The sequence below is a fragment of the Rhizobium sp. RU35A genome (genome assembly GCF_900156005.1).
GTDB classification, from domain to species: domain Bacteria; phylum Pseudomonadota; class Alphaproteobacteria; order Rhizobiales; family Rhizobiaceae; genus Neorhizobium; species Neorhizobium straminoryzae.
This window is the reverse complement of sequence record NZ_FTMR01000002.1, coordinates 472,922-496,263: the sequence shown is the minus strand read 5'-3', so window position 1 is coordinate 496,263 and position 23,342 is coordinate 472,922. Positions and strand designations below refer to the sequence as shown.

The following is a 23,342-nucleotide window of genomic DNA, read 5'->3' as shown; positions in this document are numbered from 1 at the left end:
GGAGTTACACCTTCTCCACTTCGGGACGCCCGAGGATGCCCGTCGGCTTGAAGATCAAGACGAAGGCGAGAATGGCAAAGGTTGCCACATCCTTGTAGGCGATGGAGAAATAAGCGGACCACAGGGATTCGATGAGGCCGATCAGGAGGCCGCCGAGAACGGCGCCGGGAAGCGACCCGATGCCGCCGAGAACAGCCGCTGTGAAGGCCTTGACGCCCGGAATGAAGCCATCGGCGAACGAGGCGACCCCGTAATACATCAGGTACATGGTGCCGGCGACGGCCGCGAGCGATGCACCCATGATGAAGGTGATCGAGATGGTGCGGTCGACATCGACGCCCAGCAGCGCCGCCATCTTGCGGTCCTGCTCGGTCGCACGCTGCGCACGCCCTAGCGGCGTCTTGTTCACGATATACCAGAAGATGGTGAGCAGCACGGCCGTGACGACCACGATGACCATCTGCTTCAGCGACACCGTGACGTCACCGAAGTGGAAGACATCGTTGACCAGCGGCGGGATCGGCTTGTTGCGCGGACCCTGCGTCACCTGGATGAAGTTGGACAGCACGATCGACATTCCGATCGCCGTGATCAGCGGCGCCAGCCGGAACGAACCGCGCAACGGCCGGTAGGCGACCCGTTCGATCGTCCAGTTCCACAGGCTGGTCACCAGCATGGCGACGACCATCATGATGAGCAGCGCGAGCGCCACCGGAATGCCGGCAATGAAGGATGTCAGGATCAGGAAGACGATCAGGGCGGCGAAACCGCCAAGCATGAAGATGTCACCATGGGCAAAGTTGATCATGCCGATGATGCCATAGACCATCGTATAGCCGATCGCGACCAAGCCATAGATAGATCCAAGAGTCAGCCCGTTCAGGAGCTGCTGGATGAAATACTCCATCAATTTTCCCCCGGACGCGATCCATGAAAACAGACGGCCGCGTCTCTTGTATGTGTGGCCCTTACGGGTTCTTCGCTTTTTAAAATTTCATACTGCTTTCCCTCGAAAAGGGAAGTCAAAATGATGGAGCAACGCCAATTACCCCCAACCGGCCCGTTATCTGGCGTCAAACAGGCCAAACGACCTAGAAAATAAGCAGGAAATGACCAAAAAACCGGCCGGTCACCCCTGCCGCATATGCAGGCCGTCAGGGTCGAAGAGCGGCGCCGGCTGCAGAGTCGCCTCGAGCATTTCGCCGAGTACCTCGATCTGCCAGCCGTCGCGCACCTGCGCGTGTGCCTTGGGCACATAGCCCATGGCCACCGAGCAACCCGCCGCATGGGCATAACCGCCGGAGGTGGCCCAGCCGACAACCTCCCCGTTCAGCGAGATCGGCTCGTCGCCCAGCACATCCGCATCGCGGGCCTTTACCACGAGGGTGACGAGCCTGAGCGAACCACCCGACAGCTTTTCCTCGATGGCCGCGGTCTTGCCGATGAAATTCGCCTCCTTCTTGAGCGCCACGAAGCGGCCGAGGCCTGCCTCCAGCGGCCCGTAGAGCGGGCGATATTCCCGCGACCAGCTGCCATAGGATTTTTCAAGCCGCAGCGCGTTCAGGGCACGCAGGCCGAACAGGCGGATACCAAAGGGCTTTCCCGCCTCCATCAGCGTCTCGAACACATAGCGCTGGTATTCCGGCCGCATCCAGATCTCATAGCCGAGATCGCCGGTATAGCTGACGCGGCCGATCAGCACGGGTGCCATGCCAAGCTCCAGTTCGCGGATCGCCATGAACGGGAAGGCTTCGGACGAGAGGTCGAGATGCGTCAGGCTCTGCAGCACCGCGCGCGCCTTCGGTCCCGCGACCGCCAGCCCGACAAGGCTGAGGCCCAGCGCGTCGATCTCCACCGAGCCGTCCTCCGGCAGGTGGCTTTCGAACCAGCGCATGTGGTAATCCTCGGCGATGCCGGAGCCGATCAGCAGGAAATCCTCGTCATCGAGATTGGCGAGCGTGAAATCGCCGATCAGCTTGCCGGCCTCGTTCAGCATCGGGCAAAGCGCCATCCTGCCGACCGGCGGCACCTTGCCGGCCAGCATGTGATCGAGCCACACGGCCGCCCCCTCCCCGCTGACGGAATACTTGGCAAAGCCCGAGGTTTCCATCAGGCCGACGCTCTCGCGCACCGCCCGCGCCTCGGCGCCGACATGGTCGAAATCTGTGGAACGGCGCCAGGAGAAGCGATCCTCCACACCCTCAGGCGCGAACCACAGCGGCGTTTCCAGCCCGTAGGACGCGCCGAATACCGCGCCCTCCGCCTTCAGCCGGTCATAGACCGGCGTCGTCAGCAGCGGGCGCGCGGCCGGCAGTTCCTCGTTGGGATAACGGATCGAGAAGCGGCGCGAATAATTTTCGCGCACCTTCGCATTGGTATAGGCAAGCGTCGCATAATCGCCGTAGCGGCAGACATCCATGGCAAACACGTCAAAACCCGGATCGCCCTCGATGATCCAGTTGGCGAGCGCAAGACCCACGCCGCCGCCCTGGCTGAAGCCGGCCATCACCGCGCAGGCGGACCAGAAATTCGTCATGCCGCGCACCGGCCCGACCAGCGGATTGCCATCCGGCGAGAAGGTGAAGGGCCCGTTGATGATCTTCTTGATACCGGCATTGTTGAAGGCCGGGAAGTGGCGGAAACCGACTTCCAGCTCATTGGTGATGCGCTCCAGATCCTCCGCCAGAAGTTCATGGCCGAAGCTCCACGGCGTCTCGATCGGCGACCAGGGACGGCAATCCTTCTCGTAGGTGCCCATCAGCATGCCGTTGCGCTCCTGGCGGATATAGATCTCGCCGTCGAAATCCACGCAGTGCATCAGTTCCTTGCCGGTCGTACGGTTGAAATCGATGACCTCAGGCATATCCTCGGTGATCAGGTACATGTGCTCCATGGCCAGCACCGGCAGCTCCAGTCCCACCATGCGGCCCACCTCGCGCGCCCAGAGCCCGGCGGCGTTCACCACATGCTCGGCGCGGATCTCGCCCTTGTCGGTAACTACCCGCCAGGTGCCGTCCGGCGTCTGCAGCAGTTCTTCCACTTTGGTGTGCAGATAGATCTCCGCACCGTTCTTCTTCGCGGATTTGGCATAGGCATGGGTGGTGCCGTAAGGATCAAGATGGCCCTCATGCGGATCGAAGACGGCGCCGACGAACTGCTTGGGATCGAGCAGCGGCATCATCTCATAGGCTTCCTCGGCGGAAATCAGCCGCGCCTCGCCGCCGGCATATTTGCCCTTGGCGAGCAGCGACTTCATCCAGTCGAAGCGCTCCGGCGTTGCCGCCAGCATCAGGCCGGAGGTCATGTGCAGGCCGATGTCCTGCCCGGAATATTCCTCGATCTCCTTGTAGAGTTCGACCGTGTATTTCTGCAGCTTGGCAACGTTCGGATCGCCGTTGATCGTGTGCATGCCGCCCGCCGCATGCCAGGTGGAGCCGGAGGTGAGTTCGGAGCGCTCGACCAGCACCACATCCGTCCAGCCGAACTTGGTGAGGTGATAGAGCACCGAACAGCCGACGACCCCACCGCCGATGACGACAACCCTGGCATGATTCTTCATTGCGGACGCTCCCCTTGGCCAAGACGGTTTCGAGGGAGCCTAGAGACAGGCCGCGAGCGGCAATAGTCGTTTTCGCGAAACAAATTGTGCCGTTTGCGGCATGGTGGGACCGGGCACAAGGCCGGCGAACTGCCCCCATAACTTGCTCCGCCCTTCCCCCTCCCATCACAGGGGTGTATCACACCGCCCTTCACCAACCAGCGGAGCGAAAGCCTTGAGCGTTGCCTTCACCAAGGAAGAAAGTGCGGAAACCGCGGCGGAAACCATCCTGCCGGACCGGGTGATTTCGCCGCATCCCAATCTGGTGACGCAGAGTGGGCTTGCTGCGCTGGAGCGGGAACTGGCCGCGGCGCGAGACGCCTATGAGGCGGCAAATGCCATCGAGGATGTGAACGAACGCCGCCGCCAGACGGCCGGCCCGGCACGTGATATCCGGTATTTCGCGGAGCGCCTGCGCACCGCCGATGTGAGGCCAGACCCCGTTTCGACGGCTACCATTGCCTTCGGCAGCACGGTGCGCTTCGCGCGCGACGACGGGCGCGTGCAGACCTATCGCATCGTCGGGGAGGACGAGGCCGACCCCAAGGCCGGCACCGTCTCGCATGTCTCGCCGGTCGCGCGTGCTCTGGTCGGCAAGGCGGTGGGCGATGTGGTGAAGCTTGGCGGGCAGGAACTGGAAGTGCTGGCCATTTCCTGAGCGGCCCGGCCTTCTGCCCCCGTCAACCGGTCCGCACGAAGATCCGGGCGATCATGTCCGTGGCAAAGGCGATGCGCGCGGCCAGTTCGGTCTCAAGCTCCGCCTTGCGCATGTTCAGCATCAGGGCGCGCAGATGGACGGTGCCCAGCACGGTGGACACGAACATGTCCGCGACGATGCGTGGATCGACCCCTTCGGGCAGCCGAAGCGCGGAATCCTGAGCCAGCGCCTGCGTCACATGCCCGAGTGTCTTTTCCACGCAGTCGCGGTGAAACCGCCGCGCCAATTCCGGATATTTGATCGATTCGGCAATGACCAGGCGCGTCAGCGTGATCTGTCGCGGCGACAGGACGAGGGCTGCCAGTTCCTCCAGCATGCGGACCAGCCGGCCGCGCGGATCGCCAAGCGGAGAGACCGAGCGAACCTCGCTCAACGCTATGTCATCATGGCTTTCGACCAGCGCACCAAACAGCGAGGCCTTGTCCGGATAGAACTTGTAAACCGTCTTCTTAGCCATGCCACAGACGCGGGCCACCTCTTCCATGGTTGCATCGCCATAGCCGAATTGCTCGAACACAGACTCCGCTGCCTTCAAAATCAATGTTTTACGCTCGTCGTCCGATAGGCTTGGCGGACGTTTGGCGGCTGCTTGCACCGATGCCATGGCACTCCTTCCCGAGAAACGGCGGTTGACAACAGGAAACGATTGCGTTTCCCTTATTCTGCAAGGAAACGCTATCGTTTCCAGATCATTCTTGCAATCCGTCTTCTGTCCGGAAACCTCGCCAATGCAAACCCATAACCGTGCACTCGCCATCGCCCTGGGCGCCATCTGCGCGCTTGGCCCCTTCGCCACAGACATGTATGTGGCCGCCATGCCGCGCATGGCGGAGGATCTGGCCTCCACTCCGTCCCATATCCAGCTGAGCATGATGACCTACTTCATCGGGTTCACCATCGGCCAGCTGTTCTACGGGCCCGTGTCCGACCGCACCGGGCGCAAGCCGATGATCTACCTGGCGCTGACGATCTTCGTCATGGCCTCGATTGGCTGCCTGCTCAGCGCAACTTCCGGCCAGTTGCTCGGCTTCCGCTTCCTGCAGGGGATCGGCGGCTCGATCGGCATGGTGATAGCCACCGCCTCCATCCGCGACGTGCATACGGGACAGGCGGCAGCAAAGCTGATGTCGGCCGTCGTGCTGGTGCTGAGCATCGCGCCGGTGCTCGCGCCGCTCGCTGGGGGCCTCATCCTGCAAGGGAGCAGTTGGCGCATCATTTTCGCGGCCCTTGCGGGGCTCGGCCTGCTGGTGGCCGTCATCACGGCCGCCATGCTGCCGGAAACCCGCATGGCGGAACTGCGCGCTGCCAGCCGGCCAAGCGCGGCGCTGCACTGGTATGCCCGCCTGCTGGTGACGCGCAGCTTCATTCCCTATGCCGGGGCCCTCGCGCTCGCCCAGGGCGGCTTCTTTGCCTATATCGCCGGCTCCTCCTTCGTGCTGATCAATGTCTATGGCCTCTCGCCGCTGGCCTATGCGGTGATCTTCAGCCTGAACGCGGTCGGCATCGGCATCGGCACCCAGGTCTCGGCGAAACTGGCAACGCAGATCGGCATCCGCGCCATGGTGAAGGTCAGCGCCTCGGTCTCTGCCGCTGCGGGCCTTCTTCTGCTGATGCTGCAGCTTGCCGGCCTGTCCGGTCTGGTCTCAACCTGCGTGCTGGTGTTCGTGATGGTGATGGCGGTCGGCGGCATCATGCCGAGCTGCAATGTTCTCGCCATGGAGGCGCATGGGGCGATTGCCGGCACGGCCGCCGCCCTGATGGGAGCGCTCGGATTTGGCGCCGGAGCGCTCGGCAGCTTTGCCATCGGCATTCTCGATGATGGCACGGCGCTGCCGCTGATCATGGTCATGACGGTTTGCGCGGTGGCCACGGCACTTGTCGCGGTCCTGACCTTTGGCAGGGCCGGTCACCTGCAGAGGGCCGCGGCCTGATTATTCCGGAGAAAACGCCGCCGTCAGCGCAAATTCGCGGCCCATCTCCTTCACCTCCTCAAACAGCGTGCCGGCATAGGAGCGCGGCACGATGATCTCGAAGGCATCCTCGCCCGTGCGGGCGAGATTGCCGGCGACATGGGCGATCTGCATGCTGGCGGACGCGCCGATCGGGAAACGGTCACGGTCAATGTCCACGGCAAGGCACTTGGACAGGATCTTGCGGACATTCGGCCCGGTGATCTGCATCAGCACCCGGCCATCGCTGTGATCGAAAGCGGAGACGCCCTCGATGGCACGAACCAGCCGCAGAAGCGCCTCCGGCCCCACCGAATGGGACACCGCCAGCCATTCGGCCGGACCGCAGATGCGAACGGAGACGCCCTCCAGCGCCTGAAGCGCGGCCTTCACACCGGCCTCGAAGCCGGCATGGGACAGCACGGACAGGATCGTCGGGCGGCGCGCGACCGCCAGATGGTGCGGGTTGGGCTTCGTCTCAAACCCGACGATATGATCTTCCAGAACGTGACGGTGCGCGAAGGAAAGGGTCATGGGCAGCGTCACCTCACACATGCAGGTTCTTGTTGTCGGGATCGACGAAGACCGGCGGGCAGACCTCCGCCAGCACCTCGCTGCCGCGCAGCGCATCCCAGACGACGATCTTCTCGCCATAGCGTTCGCGGCCGGATTTCAGCATGGCAAGCGCGATGAAGGCGTTCAGCGTCGGCGAATAGCAGGCAGAGGACACGAAACCCTGGTCGTTCACCATCGAGGGCTTGGCGTTCTCCTTGAGCAGATGCGCGCCGGCCTTGATCTCGGCATCCGCCTCCACCGGCTTCAGGCCCACCATCTGCAGCCGGTCGGCGGCCGTCAGGCCAAAGCGGGTCGACAGATGCTTGCCGATGAAATCCGGCTTCTGCATCGCCATCATGCGGCCAAGGCCCACATCGTCGGCGGTGGTGCGGCCGTCGAGTTCGTTATGAGTGACATGCCCCTTCTCGATGCGCAGCACGTTGAGCGCCTCCACGCCATAGGCGCAGATGCCCTCCTCATAGCCCGCCTCCATGATCGCATCCGCAACTGCCTCGCCATAGCCGGCGGGCACGGCCAGTTCATAGGCCAGTTCCCCGGAAAACGAGATGCGGAACAGGCGCGCGGCAAGCCCGCCCTTCAGCATCACCTCGCGCGCCGACAGGAAGGGGAAAGCCGCATCGGAGAGATCGTCCTCCACCACCCGCTGCAGGATGATGCGAGCCTTCGGGCCGGCAATCGACATCTGCGCCCACTGGTCGGAGGAGGAGGCGAAGCGCACGTCGAGATGCGGCCAGAGCGCCTGCGCGGCAAATTCCAGATGCGCCATCACGTCCGTCGCATAGGCCGTGGTGGTGGTCAGCACGTAATGGTTTTCCGAAAGGCGGCTGGTGGTGCCGTCGTCATAAACGATGCCGTCCTCGCGCAGCATCAGGCCATAGCGGGCCTTGCCGACGGGAAGTTTCAGGAAGGCATTGCTGTAGACACGGTTGAGGAATTCCGCAGCGCCAAGCCCAAAAATCTCGATCTTGCCGAGCGTCGAGACATCGCAGAGGCCGGCGCTGGCACGCACGGTCCGCACCTCGCGATCCACCGCCTCGCGCCAGGTCTTCTCGCCCTCGCGCGGGAACCAGGAGGAGCGATACCACAGCCCCGCCTCGACGAAGACGGCACCGTTGCGGGCCGCCCAGCCATGCAGCGGCGAGCGGTGCACCGGCCGTGAATGCTCGCCGCGCGCCGTCCCCGCCATCGCGCCGAAGGAAACCGGCGTGTAGAACGGACGGAAGGTGGTGGTGCCGATCTCGGCCGGGGAAACGCCGCGCATGCCGGCCACGATGCCGATGGTGTTGACATTGCCGAGCTTGCCCTGGTCGGTCGCCATTCCGCCGGTGGTGTAGCGCTTGGTCATTTCCACATGCGAATAGGCCTCGCGCTGCGAAAGCCCGAGATCGGCCACCGTCACGTCGTTCTGGAAATCGACGAAGGCCTTGCCCTTCGACCCCGGCACATACCAGAGCGGCGCAAAGGCCGGATCGTAATCTCCGGCGACATCGGGAATTTCGGTCTCGTAGGCGGCAAAGCCGAGATCGCGGGCAAGCACCGTCGCCTTGTCGGCGCCGTCGCGCAGACAGGCGGAGAGACGATCGAGCCCTGCCGCACTGCCGGCCGCCACGAAGGCCGCGCCGACTTCCGGCGCGAGAAAGGCCTGCCGCTCCTCCGACCAGACGGGCCTGGCGCCGCGCTGGCACATCAGATGCACGACCGGCGACCAGCCGCCGGACATGGCGAGCGCATCGCAGGCAATCTCCTCCTCGAAACCGGAGCGGTCGGCGATGATGCTTTTCAGCGCCCGCGTTCCGCGGGTCGAGGTCACGGCTCCGCCGCGGATCAGCCGCACGCTCTCCGGCGCGATGTCGGCGCTCTCCCTGCGGGCGTCGATCAGCGCAGTCACCTCGACGCCGCTGTCGGTGAGGTCGCGCGCCAGGCCGTAGCCGGAGCCACCATTGGTGAAGATCGCCACGCGCTGGCCGACGGCCACGCCGTAGCGGTTGAGATAGGTGCGCGCCGCACCCGCCGTCATGACACCCGGGCGGTCATTTCCGCCGAACACCAGCGGCCGTTCCTCGGCACCGGCGGCGAGGATCGCGCGCTTCGCCACGATGCGCCACAGCCGTTCGACAGGAAGATCCGGCGTCGGGTGCGCCACGTGCTTCTGCACCTTCTCCACCGCGCCAAACACCATGTCGTCATACCAGCCGAACACCGTGGTGCGCGCCATCAGCGTGACGTTCGAAAGCGTCGCGAGTTCCGCCAGAACTTGCCCGGCGAAATCCGCAGCCGGCAGACCGCCAACCACGGCGCTGTCCGACAGCAGCGAACCGCCGAGGCGAAAACCTTCGTCGACAAGGATGACGCGCGCACCGGCGCGACCGGCGGCAAGGGCCGCCATCAGCCCGGCGGGGCCGGAGCCGATCACCAGGAGGTCGCAATGCGCCCAGGCCTTCTCGTAGCGGTCTGGATCTGCCTCGGTGACGAGGCGACCAAGACCGGCCGCCCGGCGGATCAGCGGCTCATACACCTTCTCCCAGAAGGCGGCCGGCCACATGAAGGTCTTGTAGTAGAAGCCCGCCGACAGGAAGGGCGACAACAGGCTGTTGACGGCGCCGATATCGAAGGCCAGCGACGGCCAGCGGTTCTGGCTGGCCGCAGCAAGGCCGTCATACAGCTCGGCCACGGTTGCCCGCGTATTGGGTTCGGAGCGCGCGCCGGCGCCGATGGTGACCAGCGCATTCGGCTCGGCGGATCCCGCCGTCACGATGCCGCGCGGGCGGTGATACTTGAAGCTGCGACCGACCAGCAATTCGCCGTTCGCCAGCAACGCCGAGGCCAGCGTATCGCCCTGCAGGCCGCGATAGATCTTGCCGTCGAAGGTGAAGGAGAGCGCATTGCCGCGGTTGACGAGGCCGCCGGCCGCGAGACGATAGGACACCATCAGGCAACCTCCCCGCTGCGGGCCTTCGCAACATCGGCGGCATCGCGAACGGAGAACACCGTATGGGTGACGTTGTCGCGCTCCACCACCAGCCAGCGGCGGCAGCCGGCGGCATGGTGCCAGTGCTCCTCTATGCGGCCCTTCGGGTTATCGCGCACATAGACATAGGCATACCACGCCTCGGCACCGGCATTCGGCGCGGGGCGGACAGGCACCGCATCGCCGCGGATCGAAAACTCTTCCTTGGGGCGCACCCCGCAATGGGGACAGGTGATCAGGCTTGCCATGGGTTCTTCGTCTCGTCAGTGCAGGTTCGGCTGCGGGCCCTTGCCGCCCTCGTCCACCAGGAAGCCGCGCTGGAAGCGGTCGAGGCGCAGCAGGCGGGCGGTGTAATGCGGCTCGTCCTTCGCGATCAGATGGGCGAAGCAGAAGCCGGAGGCAGGCGTCGCCTTGAAGCCGCCATAGCACCAGCCGCAGTTGAGATAGAGATTGTCGATCGGTGTCCTGTCGATGATCGGCGAGCCGTCCATCGACATGTCCATCACCCCGCCCCAGGCACGCAGCACGCGGGCGCGCGACAGGCCGGGGATCAGCGACACACCCTCCTCGATCGTATGCTCCACGGTCGCCAGATTGCCGCGCTGGGCATAGGAGGAATAGTAGTCGATATCGGCACCAAACACCAAGCCGCCCTTGTCGGACTGCGAGATGTAGAAATGGCCGGCGCCATAGGTGATGACATTGTGGATCACGGGCTTCAGCCCCTCGGAGACGAAGGCCTGGAGCACATGCGTCTCGATCGGCAGATCGAGTCCCGCCATCTTGCCCGTGACCGATGTATGACCAGCGGTGGCGAGCGCCAGCTTGTTGCAGCCGATGAAGCCCTTCGAGGTCTCGACGCCGAGCACCCGGCCGGTCTCGTCGCGGCGAATACCTGTCACCTCGCACTGCTGGATCAGATCGACGCCGCGGCTGTCGGCGCCGCGCGCATAGCCCCAGGCCACCGCATCGTGGCGTGCCGTGCCGGCCCGCTTCTGGTAGAGCCCGCCGAGGATCGGGAAGCGCGCATGGTCGAAATTCAGGTAGGGCATCATCTTGCGCACGCCCTCCCGGTCCAGCAGTTCGGCATCGACGCCGTGCATCTTCATGGCATTGCCGCGCCGCGCATACTGATCGCGCTGGCCGTCGGAATGGAAGAGATTGACGATGCCGCGCTGCGAGACCATCGCATTGTAATTGAAGTCCTGCTCCAGCCCTTCCCAGAGCTTCAGAGAGAATTCATAGAAGGGCTCGTTGCCTTCCAGGAGATAGTTGGAGCGGATGATCGTGGTGTTGCGCCCGACATTGCCGGAGCCGAGATAGCCCTTTTCCAGCACCGCGACATTGGTGACGCCGAATTCCTTGGCCAGGTAATAGGCGGTGGATAGCCCGTGTCCGCCTCCCCCGACGATGATCACGTCGTAATGCGGCTTGGGTTGCGGCTCCCGCCAGGCCGGCTTCCAGTGCCGGTTGCCGGAAAAAGCCTGTTTGACGATCTCGAAAGCGGAATAGCGCATGCGGATATCCTGGAACACTCGCCTCACCTTCGCACATGCACTGCAAAGAACAAGGCCCATCCGCCTCACCTCCTGTCTCTTTTCATGGCGACGCCCACGAAAAGGGCAGCCGTGGCCTCGCGGCCACGCCGCAGCGGCCGGCGCAGCCGAAACACCACCGCCAACAGGGGGATGATCTGAGAGAGTAGTCACGCGATTTCAGTTACTTGGGGTCGTTTTCATCCGCCCCCCTCCGCGCGCGCCTAGACTTGGGGGCAGACGCAAGCGGAGATGAACCATGGCTGATACGACGCCCAATCTGACACTGCCCTACATCCTGCCTTCGCAGGCCCAGAAACACGTGACCCACAACGAGGCGCTGCTGCGCCTCGACCAGCTTGTCCACCTGACCATCGAAGCTGAAACGGCAAGCCCGCCGGCAACGCCGACGGAGGCCAGCCGCTATGCGGTGGCCAGCGGCGCCACCGGCGCCTGGGCAGGCCGCGCCGGCACGATCGCCATCTGGCAGGATGGCGGCTGGAGCTTTCTCGCCCCCCGCGCGGGCTTTCTCGCCTGGTTCCGGTCAACGGGAAAAATCATGGCCTATGGCGGCAGCGGCTGGGTGGAGCCCGGCCTGCCCGATACGCTGACACCGGCCCGGCTCGGCATCGGCGCGACACCTGACAGCAGCAACCGGCTGGCAGTCTCCTCTCCTGCCATCCTTCTGAACCACGCAGGTGCGGGCCATCAGCTGAAGATCAACAAGGCGAATGCCAGCGACACCGCCTCGCTCTTGTTCCAGAGCAACTGGTCCGGCCGCGCCGAAATGGGGCTTGCCGGCAATGACATGTTTTCGGTCAAGGTCAGCGCCGATGGCGCCACCTGGCGCACCGGCCTCAGCATCGATGGGCAGGGACGCGTGACGCTGCCGGCGCGGCCGATGGCGCGCGCCCACCGCGCAGCCGGCACTTCCAGCCCTGCGAGCGGCGCCTCCACAGGATTTTCGACGCTGGCGCTGGAACAGGGCGGGGTGACACTGGGGGCAGCCCTTGCCGGCGGCGGCAATACGCTGGTGGTGCCGGCCACCGGCCTCTACGCACTCGGCCTCACCGTATCGGCAGCCTCGTCTTCCGGTCACACGGTCACCCTGCGCCGCAATGGCAGCAGCACGCTGCTTGGCCTCTCCATCCCCTCGGCGGCTCCGGCAACCACCAGCGGCACGACGCTGGCCAGCCTGACCCAGGGGGATGCACTCAGCCTGACGCATGCCGGGACCGCCGTTCTCGACGAGGGACCGGGACGGACGGAAGTCTGGTTGATGCTCGTCTAGCAACATGCCTGCTGAACCGGCCGGGAGAACGCATTTTCTCTTGGCCGGCGGCCTTCAAACCTTGGAAAAGAACATTCTAATCTTACGAAAGGCAAAACGGGCGGCAGATTCCTTCGAAAAATGTGAGGTGAAATGCATTTCGTCAGCGATTTCCGACAAAACCGTGTTCCCGTTTAGCCAAATGTTAAAATCTGCGTGAGTACGGTCGCTGCCGTGGTCTTGTGTAGTGTAGAGAGTCCAATGACCGAAATGATCCGTCCACGAGTGAAATATGTCATCGGTCCCGATGGCAGCCCCCTGACCATTGCGGATCTGCCGCCGGCCAATACGCGCCGCTGGGTGATCCGCCGCAAGGCAGAGGTGGTTGCAGCGGTGCGCGGTGGCCTGTTGAGCCTCGAGGAAGCCTGCGAGCGCTATACCCTGACGGTGGAAGAATTCCTGTCCTGGCAGTCGTCGATCAACGACCATGGCCTTCCGGGCCTGAGAACGACGCGCATACAGCAGTATCGCCACTAGACGGCAGCTTGCGAGCGGAACATGCCTCTCCCCCGGACGAAGGTCCAGGGGCTTGTTGTCGTTGAGCCGCACGCACCTTTCAATGCATCGACGGCAGGCAGACTGACGGGGCAATGGCCGCCCCGCCGCCACCGGGCAGGCAAGGCTGAGCGAGGACCACCGCCAGCCAGACGCAAGCCCACCGCCGGGCAGAACCGCCGGATCGTGCAAGACGCGCGACAGATTGCGACCTTCCTTTCCCGATCGTGTGCGCTAGCTGTCGGCAGACAGCAGACCGAAAGGGAGATCGCGATGCAGATCATTGAAGACAACGACGCCTCCGGCGGGCGCTACCACGCCACCATCGACGGCTCGACCGCCGAGATGACATTCTCGCGCACCTCGCCGAGCCTCATCATCATCGACCATACGCTGGTACCGGATGCCTTGCGCGGCAAGGGCGTCGGCCAGGCGCTTGCACTGCATGCAGTCGAGGCCGCCCGCGCCGGGGGATGGAAGATCATTCCGCTCTGCCCCTTCTTCAAGGCACAGCTTGAACGGCATCCGGACTGGCAGGATATCCTGAAAAGCTAGGCCCCCTCGCCTGCATCCGTTCGGTTGCCGAATGGCTCGCCGCATGACCGGTGCATGCATCTAGGCGTTGCAAACGGCAAGAAGCGCGCACGCCCCCTCGCGTGCACGCTTCCAAATCCCGTCACGATAACGACATCAGGCGCGGGCGCGCTGATGCCCGTCGCGTTCTTCCAGGGCAGTTGCCTTGGCAAGTTCCGCCTGTGCCTCTTCCAGCGCCAGTTCGGCGCTTTCCTGCTGCACGCGCAATTCGCGAATCGACACCTGCAAGTTATCGGCACGCTGACGCGCCGCCTTGGCGAAGGTTGGATAGGCGAAGTGATTCGGGTCCGTGATGCCCGATTTCTTCTCTTCCAGCGAAATCTGGTGTTCCAGCTCTTTCGCCATGCGTTCGAATTCCGCCATCATCAGCTGTAACTGCTGCAACTGGCGGCGCTTTTCATTCACCTGAAATTCTTTCAGGCGCACAAGGCTGTCACGCGTCTTCATACGCAATACTCCCGTGGATAGCGAGACCCCGGCTCCTTTTCCAATTCCCCCTGAGTCCGAGCTGCAACACTTCGGACTGAAAAATTGCCGCGGCGTTAATGAAAACCCCGTCCGCGGTAACCTTTCATTTACGGGCATCGTTAATGATAGGGACGATCGTTTAAGGGTCCGTAAATGCCATGGCCGATTTCGGCAGACGACAATGATGAGTCGTATGAATCACTTACGAGGAATTCCTCACGAGAAGATTCAGGTATGGCGCTGGCAGATTCACAAGAGAAATCAGGCGAATACCAAGTTTGTTTAACGAATTCCTGTGCCTTGCCAAAGGGAGTCAGAGTTTGTTAACCAATTGGTGTCAGCTTCCAAATCAGGCAACGTCTGGATCCGTCTCGCGTAGGGGGCCATTCATACCTTCGCGGCGGTAAAGGGGAAAATTATGCGGGTTCTACTCATCGAAGATGACAGCGCGACTGCCCAGAGCATCGAGCTGATGCTGAAGTCCGAGAGCTTCAACGTCTACACGACGGATCTCGGGGAAGAAGGCGTCGACCTCGGCAAGCTGTACGACTACGATATCATTCTGCTGGATCTCAACCTGCCGGACATGTCCGGCTACGAGGTTCTGCGCACGCTGCGTCTGTCCAAGGTCAAGACGCCGATCCTCATTCTCTCCGGCATGGCCGGCATCGAGGACAAGGTTCGCGGCCTCGGCTTCGGCGCCGACGACTACATGACCAAGCCGTTCCACAAGGACGAGCTTGTTGCACGCATCCACGCCATCGTCCGCCGTTCGAAGGGCCATGCCCAGTCGATCATCGTGACCGGCGAACTGGTGGTGAACCTGGATGCCAAGACCGTCGAAGTGGGTGGCCAGCGCGTTCACCTGACGGGCAAGGAATACCAGATGCTGGAGCTTCTGTCGCTCCGCAAGGGCACGACGCTCACCAAGGAAATGTTCCTCAACCATCTCTACGGCGGGATGGACGAGCCCGAACTGAAGATCATCGACGTGTTCATCTGCAAGCTTCGCAAGAAGCTGGCAAACGCCGCAGGCGGCGCGAACTACATCGAAACCGTCTGGGGCCGCGGCTACGTGCTGCGCGAACCGGATGGCGGCGAATACGCCGAAACAGCCTGACCCCCCGAACAGACCCGCGATCCGTTAAGCGCCCGGAGCTTGCTCCGGGCGTCTTGCGTTTTTGCACGATGCCGCGCGAATGCCCAAGGCGGCTGGACACGGCAAGGCGACACGGACAGTCCGACCGTCTGCCTTGTCTGCCGACGAAAAGGAAAAGGTTCTGCTGCGTCAGGCAGCGGCGGCATAGGCACCGAACACGGCCGCCAGAATCTTGCGATCGAAGGGTTTCAGCAGGAAATCATCGGCGCCTGCCCGCTTGCCGAGCATCATCTTCTTCAGGTCCGCCTCGATGACGCAGTAATAGATGCGCACGCGCTTGGCCTCGGGCAGCGCCTTGACGCGGGAGATCAGGTCCAGCGCCCCTTCAAGGCCAGCATCGACGATCAGGATAGCCGGCATTTCCGCCTGGCAGCCGATCAGGGCCTCGCGATCGCTACCGGCTTCGGCAACCAGGAAGCCGAGTTCCGAGAGGATGCGCTTGGCAACCGTGCGCACGACATCGGAACTGTCGGCAATCATCAGGCGCTGCATGGTCCACTCCCACCCGGAACGACATCCTGGCCTTGTCTGTGCAAGGCTCGCATTTCAGGATAATTCGTCCCGGCTAATGAAGCGTTACTGACCAGCGCTCCGGTTTACGCCGCCATCTCGGCAATGAAGAGAATGTGGTCGTCCTCCACCACGTGGCTGAGACGCATGCCGCATTCCTCGGCCAGCAGCACCGTGTAATAGGGCTGGATCGTATGCGCATCGGCCAGTTCTTCGGCCGTGCCGTTGCACAGTTCGACATATTTCTGCGGCAGGCGCAGCATGCGACCCTTGACGGTCAGCGTGAAGCGGGCGTCCGTTTCCGGATTTTCGAGCGCGACATCGATCGAGCCGCCGCGCGGAATGGCGCTGTAGGCGACCATGAACAGGTTGAGCAGCAGCTTGACGCGGTTCTTCGGAATGATGGCGCGCGGACCGCTCCAGCTGACCTCGGTCTTCTTTTCGGCAGCAGCAAAATCCTTGGCCGCCTTTTCCGCCTCCCCGGTATCGATCGAGGCGCCGACGGAGCCCGAGGCGCCGAAGGCAAGCCGGGCAAACTTCAGCCGCACGGAGGCATTCAGCGCCGAGGTGCGGATGAGATCGAGCGCATCGGCATCGGCGCCGCCTTCGTCCAGCAGCTCGAGGCCGTTGTTGATGGCGCCGACCGGCGAGATCACGTCATGGCAGACGCGACTGCACAGGAGCGCTGCCAGATCGGGACCGCTGAGGGTAAGGTTCGGATTCTTCGGCATCTTGGGTTTCCTGGTCCTGCGTCTGAAGATGGAGCGTTCTGTCTCACGACAATGTTGCGTGAAGTTGGCATCGCGGCGCGAACCGCCTGTCTTTCCGCCATAATGACACCATTTTTGGTAAACCGGTTGTTAACAGGATCGTCGCAAGATGGTTAAGCCGCGATCGCAGGCATTAATGGATCAATAAAAACGGACAGGCCAATGCGTTTCGAGAGATTTTTCGCCCTCGCCCGATTGTTTGCCGTACCGATGATGGCCCTTCTCGCCGTCATGCCGGTATCGCCGGCACAGGCTCAGCAGCAGTCCGGCGAACAATATTCGGTGCAGGAAATCGTCGATGCCGGGCACAGTTTCTTCGGCAATACCAGCGGTGCGCTTGCCAAGGTGGTCGAGAATGCCTTCCAGAAATATGGCCTGCCGAACGGCTATATTCTCGGCCAGGAAGGCTCCGGTGCCTTCATCGCGGGCCTGACCTATGGCGAGGGCCAGCTCTACACCAAGAATGCCGGCCAGCATCCGGCCTTCTGGCAAGGCCCCTCGCTCGGTATCGATTACGGCGGCCAGGGTACCCGTGCCATGATGCTGGTCTATAACCTTCCGTCCATCGACACGCTCTACCAGCGTTATGGCGGCGTCAGCGGCTCGGCCTTCGTCGTCGCCGGCGTCGGCATGACGGCGCTGCGCAACGGCAATGTGCTGATCGTGCCGATCCGCACCGGTGTCGGCGCGCGCCTCGGGGTCAATGTCGGCTATCTCAAGTTCACCCAGGCCCCGACCTGGAACCCCTTCTGAGACATCCGGGAAATTCGCGCGATCGCGCGGCCTTTGGGACACAGGCGAGGCAGATTTTGCGCCACCCGTTGTCCCGAGGCCCGCGATCCTCTAGCTCTATCTAATATTCGGCACTCCGGGATGGGACGCTCGTGATCCAGTTCGCGCTTCTTTACGGCCTCGGCTTTCTGAGCGCGACCTTGCTGGTCATGGTGCTGGCCTCGCCGGTGCACCGGCGCATCGTGCGCTACACCGAAGACCGCCTCAAGGCGACGATGCCGATCAGCCCCGCGGAGGTGCGCGCCCAGCGCGACATGGCGCGCGCGGTCTATGCCGCCGAAAACGCCCGCACGCGCCAGGAACTGACGGAAGAGCGCGAGAAAAGTCTCCGGCTTCAGCTCGCCTCCGACCGGCTGACGCAGGAGGCCGCCAACCTCGGTGCAAGCCAGCACGAAATGACGATGCAGATCGAGGAGATGAGCATCGAGGCGGCTGACCTGCGGTCGCGCCTGCGGCGTGAGGAGGGCTTCATCCAGCAATTGAAGGAGGCGCTACGCTCGGTCGAAACCGGTGCCGCCGCCAAGGATGCCGAGATCGAGAAACTGCGGGCGCGCGTGCAGAAGCTGACGCTCGATCTCGATCATCTGAACATCAATCTCTCCACCAGCGAAACGGCATCCGAGCACCTCAAGCAGCGGCTGGCCAGCCTGCGCGACGAAGGCGAGAGCCTTCGCGGCGAGCTGAAGCAGATGACGAGACGCGCCAGGGACGCCGAACAGCGACTGTCGCGCGAGGAAGCGCGGGTGGCCCGGCTGGAGGAAAAGCTGGCGCAGGAAGCGGCCGAGAAGGCCGACACCCAGGACGCGCTGGAGCGCCGCCTGCAGGAGATCGAACGGCTGCGCGGCCGCGCCGGCGGAGCCGCCGTCGAATGGCACGAGCCGGTCACCGGCAGCTATCCCCTGCCCCGCAAGAAGGCCATGCAGGCGGAGCGAAAAGCCGTCTCGACAAGACGGCGCGAACCCCGCCTGGAGCGGATGCCGCCGCTCGAGGCACCGACACTCACAGCCCCCTCGGAGGATGCACAGGCCATGGCAGACGTGAAAGAGCAGGCGGATGCACTCAGCCTCCGAAGCGCAAGCCTCGGCGACGCACTGGCCGGGGCGGCAACTCCCGAACGTGATGAGGTCTTGCGCCGCGAACTGGCGGAGATGGCGGCCGACATGGTGGCGTTGACGGCCGCCGCCGAAGGACCCGGTTCGCCGATCCTGTCGATCCTTGAACGCGAGCCCCTGGCCAGCCGCGATGACGCCGACCGGAACGAGACGGATGCGGCAAGCCTTGCCGCCCGCACCCGCCAGTCGATCGCCACGCTGAACGCGGCCGGCACCGAGGCCTGAGGGACAAGTGAGGCGGCGTGTTCTCGGCCGCAGGACGCCTCTCAGATCTGTCCCTGCAACCTTGCGATTTCGTAGAGCGCGACACCGGTGGCTGTCGCCGCATTGAGGCTGTCGAGCCCCGGTCGTTGCGGAATGCGGGCGCTGCCGAAACGATCCAGCACGGCGGCCGGCAGTCCCTCGCCCTCCGTCCCCGTCACGAGCGCCATTCGAGAAGACGGGGCAATGGCGCGGATATCGGTTGCGCCGCGCGGCGAAAGCCCCCAGACGGAAAAGCCGCGCGTCTGCAGCGCCGAGAGCAACGCAAGCGGCGTTCCGCCCCGCCCATAGGGGACACTCAGCACCGAGCCTACGGACACACGCAGCGCCTTGCGATAGAGGGGATCGCAGCAACTGTCGTCCAGCAACACGGCACCGGCCCCGAAGGCCGCCGCATTGCGGAAGATCGAGCCGATATTGTCGTGATTGGAAATGCCGCAGGCAACGACCACAAGCGTGGGCTCGGTCAGCCCGTTAAGGAGATCGTCGATGCCCGGCGGCTCTTCGCGGCGGCCGAGCGCCAGCACGCCGCGATGCAGGTGGAAGCCGGCAATGGCATCGAGCACCGGGCCTGAGGCGACATAGACCGGCACGTCGGGCGGAAACGCTGCGAGAATATCGGCGACGCCCTCCAGCCGGTTTTCGAGAAGCAGGATTTTCTCCGCCCGGATCGCCCCGTTCTTCGCATGGGCAGCGGCCAGCATGCGCAGCACGACCGTGCCTTCCGCGATGAAGGCGCCCTCGCGTCCGACCAGATCCCGCTCGCGGATCTTGCAGAAGGGCGCGATCAGCGGATCGTCTGCGCTGTCGATGCGGATCGGCGCCGGGCGCATGCTCATATCAGCGTTCGGCGACCGTGACATCGGCAACGACACGACCGACAGCGAGGTCGAAGATCATTGCCTTCCGCACGCCGTTGACGGTGCCGTAGAACAGGATCTGGCTGCCGGACTGCGAGACCGACTGCACGGCAAAGCCCGGCGGCAGGTGGACGGTGGCGGAGAGCGGCTGGTCGGCCGGCACCGAAAAGCCCGCCGAGGCCGAAACGGCAGCCGGCGCCGGAGCCGGCTGGCTGCGCACCTTGTAGACAACCGCGATCAACACGGCCATAAGGCTGACGAACATGATGCCGCCGGACACCAGTTGCAGGCGTACCATCTTGCGCCGGACGTTTTCCATCACCGGATCGAGCGGCTCGTCTTCCTGTTGCTCGGGATCGTGATGGGCCATCGTGCGGGCGTCCTTCGGTTTGACAGTCATCGGATACAAGAAATGAACGACCCCTTTAACGAAGGCGCGACGCCAAGGAAAGTGCTCTGCGCCGGCGAGGATGCCGAAGGACGGCTGGATGCGTGGATCACTGCCGAGATGGGCGGCGATTTTTCGCGCAGCCGCATGAAGGCGCTGATCGAACAGGGCGCCGTCACGCTGAACGGCACGCTCTGCACCGAACCGAAGAAGAAGATCGCCGCGGGCGACGTGGTCGAACTCGTGCTGCCGGAACCGGAAGATCCGGAGCCCAAGGGCGAGAACATTCCGATCGAGGTTCTCTACGAGGACGACGACCTGATCGTGGTGGTCAAGCCCGCCGGTCTCGTCGTGCATCCGGCCGCCGGCAACTGGACCGGCACGCTGGTCAATGCGCTGATCCATCATTGCGGCGACAGCCTCTCCGGCATTGGCGGCGTCAAGCGCCCCGGCATCGTGCACAGGCTGGACAAGGAAACCAGCGGCGTGATGGTGGTGGCCAAGAACGACGTGGCGCACCGGCATCTGGCCGCACAATTTGCCGATCATGGCCGCACCGGCGAGCTGGAACGCGCCTATCTGGCGCTCGTCTGGGGCCGGCCGCGCCAGCTGCGCGGCACGATCGACGCGCCGCTCGGCCGCTCCAGCGCCGACCGCACCAAGCGCACCGTCAAGCGCGAGGAAAGCGCGGACGCACGCGAGGCCGTGACGCATTACGAGGTCGTTGAACGCTTCCACGAGACGCCGGACGCCAACTGCCTCGCCTCGCTGGTGGAGTGCCGGCTGGAAACCGGGCGCACGCACCAGATCCGCGTGCACATGGCCCATATCGGCCATCCCCTGCTTGGCGATCCCGATTACGGCGCAGCCTTCAAGACCAAGGCCAACCTTCTGCCGGACGACGCCCGCAAGGTTGTGAACCGCTTCCGCCGGCAGGCGCTGCACGCCTATCTTCTGGCCTTCGAACATCCCCGCAGCGGCGAGGTTATGGAATTCGAGGCGCCGGTTCCCGACGACATGGAAGAGCTGCTCGCGGCGCTTCGCGCCTGACGGCAGCCCGCGGCGCGCCCAAACATCAGAAAATGATCATGCACGGCGTGGACACATCCGCGCCGCACAACCCTACAGCCACGCGCATTACGCCACCCTGGGTCGCATATTTCAGCAATCCCGGCAGCAATATACCCGGTCCGGCTGCGCCCCAATTTCGCTCCAATGCTCTTCCCTCCTTTTCCTCGGCCGGCAAGGCCTTGAAACCCAACATCGTTCAAACCTTGCCGGGACGTGGGGCGGACGATCCGTGTCTTTGTCGCGGCGCCCGAGGAACAACCAGAGAGGGAAGTGACGATGAACGGTGAGAGCCGGAAATTCATCTTCGACGCGCTGCAGGCGGTCGAGGGCTATATCGATCCGCCGGATGCCCTGGTCTTTTCCACCCTTCTCCATAAGCAGCAGCAGGATGGTGCGATCGGCGGCCTGGCGGAGATAGGGATCTATTACGGCCGCTCCTATTTCCTGCTGCGCCACCTCGCCGGACCCGAGAGCAAGGTTCTGGCGATCGATCTCTTCGATCTGGAAGGAGACGAGGACGGCGCACCTGGTCAATATCGCCGCTTCCTCGAGAATGGCGCGCGCCTCGGTCTGCCGGTCGACCACCAGCTGGTGATCCGTGGCGACAGCACGACGCTTCGCCCCTGCGACATTACCAGCCGCGTCGGCCCCGTTCGCTTCTTCAGCATCGATGGTGGTCACCATCTGCACCATGTCGCTGCCGACAGCGCGCTTGCCATGGCCTGCCTTGCCGATCACGGTGTCATCGTCTTCGATGACACCTTCAATCCCGCCTGGCCGGAGGTGACGGTGGGGGTCGCGGATTTCCTGCGCACGCATCAGGACCGTTTCGCCGCCTTCTGCATGACCAAGTACAAGACCTATGTCTGCCGCCGCACCTTTCATGCCACCTATGCCGAAACGATCCGCCAGGCGCCCGACCTCTCTGCCTTCGAGCGGACGGACACCACCTTTCTCGGCTCTCCTGTCGTGCGGCTGCACGACCCGATCCGCAGGCGCATGCTCTACGAGCTGATGCGCCGCTCCGGCATGCGGGGACTTTCCGAGCGGGCCTACCGCTGACATGATCCAGATGCCGCCCTGCACGTAATGCGATAACGAGGACGTGAGCAGAGGGCTTTGCTTGAATCACGGTTGCGCCGCACTTATCTGTCAGGTGGATAGGTGCGGGGTCGAGGGAAGACCCGCACCAGATGGCTCGCCTCCGGGACCGCTCAGATCGTGCCCATGGGAGCCGCAAAAAGATCAGAAGGGGGTGCTTTATGGCCCGCAATACTCTGCCATCGATTACCGCCGGCGAAGCCGGCCTGAACCGCTATCTGGATGAAATCCGCAAGTTTCCAATGCTGGAGCCGCAGCAGGAATACATGCTTGCCAAGCGCTATGCCGAGCATGGCGACCGTGATGCCGCCCATCAGCTGGTGACGAGCCATCTGCGTCTCGTGGCCAAGATCGCCATGGGCTATCGCGGCTACGGCCTGCCGATCGGCGAAGTCGTGTCCGAAGGCAATGTCGGCCTGATGCAGGCGGTCAAGAAATTCGATCCGGAACGCGGCTTCCGTCTGGCCACCTATGCCATGTGGTGGATCAAGGCTTCGATCCAGGAATATATCCTTCGCTCGTGGTCTCTGGTGAAGATGGGCACGACAGCCAACCAGAAGCGCCTGTTCTTCAACCTGCGCCGCCTGAAAGGCCGCATCCAGGCCATTGACGAAGGCGATCTGAAGCCGGACCAGGTCAAGGAGATCGCCACCAAGCTGAACGTCTCCGAGGAAGAAGTCGTTTCGATGAACCGCCGCCTGTCCGGCGATGCCTCGCTGAACGCGCCGATCCGGGCGACCGAAGGCGAATCCGGTCAGTGGCAGGACTGGCTGGTGGATGACCATGACAGCCAGGAAGACGTGCTGATCGAGCAGGACGAGCTGGAAACCCGCCGCCGCCTTCTGGAAAAGGCGCTTGGCGTGCTGAACGAGCGTGAACGCCGCATCTTCGAGGCACGCCGCCTTGCCGAAGATCCTGTCACGCTGGAAGAGCTCTCCGCCGAGTTCGACATCAGCCGCGAGCGCGTTCGCCAGATCGAAGTGCGCGCCTTCGAGAAGGTGCAGGAGGCCGTGCAGAAGGAAGCTCTCGCACAGGCCAAGGCACTGCGCGTCGTCGACGCGTAAGACCTGCGTGACCCTTCGAGCCA

23 protein-coding genes are annotated in these 23,342 nt (G+C 63.7%); 11 read left to right on the top strand and 12 right to left on the bottom strand.

Features of this window, described 5'->3' with window-relative positions:
* Nucleotides 1–4 precede the first annotated feature (4 nt).
* Both F3H95_RS06930 and F3H95_RS06925 read right to left on the bottom strand, forming a co-directional pair.
* Nucleotides 5–907 (bottom strand): branched-chain amino acid ABC transporter permease LivH, encoded by a 903-nt coding sequence (locus tag F3H95_RS06930; RefSeq protein WP_143126753.1) that lies wholly within the window; start codon nucleotides 905–907, stop codon nucleotides 5–7.
* A gap of 222 nt (nucleotides 908–1,129) precedes the next feature.
* Nucleotides 1,130–3,559, bottom strand: coding sequence for an FAD-dependent oxidoreductase (locus F3H95_RS06925; protein WP_149745370.1), 2,430 nt, complete (start codon nucleotides 3,557–3,559; stop codon nucleotides 1,130–1,132).
* A gap of 214 nt (nucleotides 3,560–3,773) precedes the next feature.
* On the opposite strand from F3H95_RS06925, the gene greA reads away from it, so the two are divergent.
* Complete coding sequence (gene greA / locus F3H95_RS06920; protein WP_143126751.1) at nucleotides 3,774–4,256, top strand: transcription elongation factor GreA; 483 nt, start codon at nucleotides 3,774–3,776, stop codon at nucleotides 4,254–4,256.
* Between the two features lie 22 nt (nucleotides 4,257–4,278).
* Here greA and F3H95_RS06915 read toward each other — a convergent pair whose 3' ends face one another.
* Complete coding sequence (locus tag F3H95_RS06915; protein WP_188134310.1) at nucleotides 4,279–4,920, bottom strand: TetR/AcrR family transcriptional regulator; 642 nt, start codon at nucleotides 4,918–4,920, stop codon at nucleotides 4,279–4,281.
* 124 nt (nucleotides 4,921–5,044) lie between these two features.
* On the opposite strand from F3H95_RS06915, the gene F3H95_RS06910 reads away from it, so the two are divergent.
* The gene (locus F3H95_RS06910) at nucleotides 5,045–6,247 is read left to right on the top strand and encodes a multidrug effflux MFS transporter (protein WP_143126749.1); all 1,203 of its coding nucleotides are present in this window, start codon (nucleotides 5,045–5,047) and stop codon (nucleotides 6,245–6,247) included.
* On the opposite strand, the gene F3H95_RS06905 is transcribed toward F3H95_RS06910, so the two are convergent.
* The 4 genes from F3H95_RS06905 to F3H95_RS06890 are packed head-to-tail and all read right to left on the bottom strand — an operon-like array spanning nucleotide 6,248 to nucleotide 11,326.
* Nucleotides 6,248–6,799: a sarcosine oxidase subunit gamma family protein gene (locus F3H95_RS06905; protein WP_143126748.1), complete on the bottom strand. Its 552-nt coding sequence runs from the start codon at nucleotides 6,797–6,799 to the stop codon at nucleotides 6,248–6,250.
* Between the two features lie 13 nt (nucleotides 6,800–6,812).
* Nucleotides 6,813–9,770 (bottom strand): sarcosine oxidase subunit alpha family protein, encoded by a 2,958-nt coding sequence (locus tag F3H95_RS06900; protein ID WP_149745368.1) that lies wholly within the window; start codon nucleotides 9,768–9,770, stop codon nucleotides 6,813–6,815.
* Nucleotides 9,770–10,057, bottom strand: a complete 288-nt coding sequence (locus F3H95_RS06895) for a sarcosine oxidase subunit delta (RefSeq protein WP_149745367.1) — start codon at nucleotides 10,055–10,057, stop codon at nucleotides 9,770–9,772. Before F3H95_RS06895 ends, F3H95_RS06900 begins: the two co-directional genes overlap by 1 nt.
* Nucleotides 10,058–10,072: 15 nt before the next feature.
* On the bottom strand, nucleotides 10,073–11,326 hold the full coding sequence (locus tag F3H95_RS06890) for a sarcosine oxidase subunit beta family protein (protein WP_149745366.1): 1,254 nt from the start codon (nucleotides 11,324–11,326) through the stop codon (nucleotides 10,073–10,075).
* A gap of 277 nt (nucleotides 11,327–11,603) precedes the next feature.
* On the opposite strand from F3H95_RS06890, the gene F3H95_RS06885 reads away from it, so the two are divergent.
* From F3H95_RS06885 to F3H95_RS06875, 3 genes are all read left to right on the top strand, one after another.
* Nucleotides 11,604–12,635 carry a DUF2793 domain-containing protein gene (locus tag F3H95_RS06885; RefSeq protein WP_149745365.1) on the top strand — a complete coding sequence of 344 codons (1,032 nt, stop codon included), beginning with the start codon at nucleotides 11,604–11,606 and terminating at the stop codon, nucleotides 12,633–12,635.
* Nucleotides 12,636–12,875: 240 nt separating this feature from the next.
* Nucleotides 12,876–13,151 (top strand): DUF1153 domain-containing protein, encoded by a 276-nt coding sequence (locus F3H95_RS06880; protein WP_006725852.1) that lies wholly within the window; start codon nucleotides 12,876–12,878, stop codon nucleotides 13,149–13,151.
* Nucleotides 13,152–13,442: 291 nt separating this feature from the next.
* Nucleotides 13,443–13,724 (top strand): GNAT family N-acetyltransferase, encoded by a 282-nt coding sequence (locus F3H95_RS06875; RefSeq protein WP_143126743.1) that lies wholly within the window; start codon nucleotides 13,443–13,445, stop codon nucleotides 13,722–13,724.
* Nucleotides 13,725–13,859: 135 nt separating this feature from the next.
* On the opposite strand, the gene F3H95_RS06870 is transcribed toward F3H95_RS06875, so the two are convergent.
* A complete protein-coding gene (locus F3H95_RS06870) occupies nucleotides 13,860–14,210 on the bottom strand; it encodes a flagellar export protein FliJ (RefSeq protein WP_143126742.1) in 351 nt (116 codons plus the stop codon).
* A gap of 439 nt (nucleotides 14,211–14,649) precedes the next feature.
* Here F3H95_RS06870 and ctrA point away from each other — a divergent pair, with 439 nt between their 5' ends.
* On the top strand, nucleotides 14,650–15,351 hold the full coding sequence (ctrA, locus tag F3H95_RS06865; RefSeq protein ID WP_143126741.1) for a cell cycle two-component system response regulator CtrA: 702 nt from the start codon (nucleotides 14,650–14,652) through the stop codon (nucleotides 15,349–15,351).
* A 168-nt stretch (nucleotides 15,352–15,519) separates the two neighbouring features.
* Here ctrA and F3H95_RS06860 read toward each other — a convergent pair whose 3' ends face one another.
* A complete protein-coding gene (locus F3H95_RS06860) occupies nucleotides 15,520–15,882 on the bottom strand; it encodes a response regulator (RefSeq protein WP_149745364.1) in 363 nt (120 codons plus the stop codon).
* 104 nt (nucleotides 15,883–15,986) lie between these two features.
* The gene (locus tag F3H95_RS06855; RefSeq protein ID WP_143126739.1) at nucleotides 15,987–16,631 is read right to left on the bottom strand and encodes a histidine phosphotransferase family protein; all 645 of its coding nucleotides are present in this window, start codon (nucleotides 16,629–16,631) and stop codon (nucleotides 15,987–15,989) included.
* 201 nt (nucleotides 16,632–16,832) lie between these two features.
* Here F3H95_RS06855 and F3H95_RS06850 point away from each other — a divergent pair, with 201 nt between their 5' ends.
* Together F3H95_RS06850 and F3H95_RS06845 are read left to right on the top strand one after the other, a co-directional pair.
* Entirely contained in the window at nucleotides 16,833–17,423 is a 591-nt protein-coding gene (locus tag F3H95_RS06850; protein WP_143126738.1) for an EipA family protein, read from the top strand.
* Between the two features lie 131 nt (nucleotides 17,424–17,554).
* Nucleotides 17,555–18,799, top strand: a complete 1,245-nt coding sequence (locus F3H95_RS06845) for a hypothetical protein (protein ID WP_149745363.1) — start codon at nucleotides 17,555–17,557, stop codon at nucleotides 18,797–18,799.
* A gap of 41 nt (nucleotides 18,800–18,840) precedes the next feature.
* Here F3H95_RS06845 and F3H95_RS06840 read toward each other — a convergent pair whose 3' ends face one another.
* Together F3H95_RS06840 and F3H95_RS06835 are read right to left on the bottom strand one after the other, a co-directional pair.
* Nucleotides 18,841–19,668, bottom strand: a complete 828-nt coding sequence (locus tag F3H95_RS06840; RefSeq protein WP_149745618.1) for an RNA methyltransferase — start codon at nucleotides 19,666–19,668, stop codon at nucleotides 18,841–18,843.
* Nucleotides 19,669–19,675: 7 nt separating this feature from the next.
* On the bottom strand, nucleotides 19,676–20,065 hold the full coding sequence (locus F3H95_RS06835) for a hypothetical protein (RefSeq protein WP_143126736.1): 390 nt from the start codon (nucleotides 20,063–20,065) through the stop codon (nucleotides 19,676–19,678).
* Between the two features lie 42 nt (nucleotides 20,066–20,107).
* On the opposite strand from F3H95_RS06835, the gene F3H95_RS06830 reads away from it, so the two are divergent.
* The 3 genes from F3H95_RS06830 to rpoH all read left to right on the top strand — a co-directional run bounded on the left by F3H95_RS06830 (nucleotide 20,108) and on the right by rpoH (nucleotide 23,319).
* Nucleotides 20,108–21,133, top strand: a complete 1,026-nt coding sequence (locus F3H95_RS06830; RefSeq protein ID WP_149745362.1) for an RluA family pseudouridine synthase — start codon at nucleotides 20,108–20,110, stop codon at nucleotides 21,131–21,133.
* 297 nt (nucleotides 21,134–21,430) lie between these two features.
* Nucleotides 21,431–22,216 (top strand): class I SAM-dependent methyltransferase, encoded by a 786-nt coding sequence (locus tag F3H95_RS06825; protein ID WP_149745361.1) that lies wholly within the window; start codon nucleotides 21,431–21,433, stop codon nucleotides 22,214–22,216.
* Between the two features lie 200 nt (nucleotides 22,217–22,416).
* Complete coding sequence (gene rpoH / locus F3H95_RS06820; protein ID WP_143126733.1) at nucleotides 22,417–23,319, top strand: RNA polymerase sigma factor RpoH; 903 nt, start codon at nucleotides 22,417–22,419, stop codon at nucleotides 23,317–23,319.
* The last annotated feature ends 23 nt before the right edge of the window (nucleotides 23,320–23,342 follow it).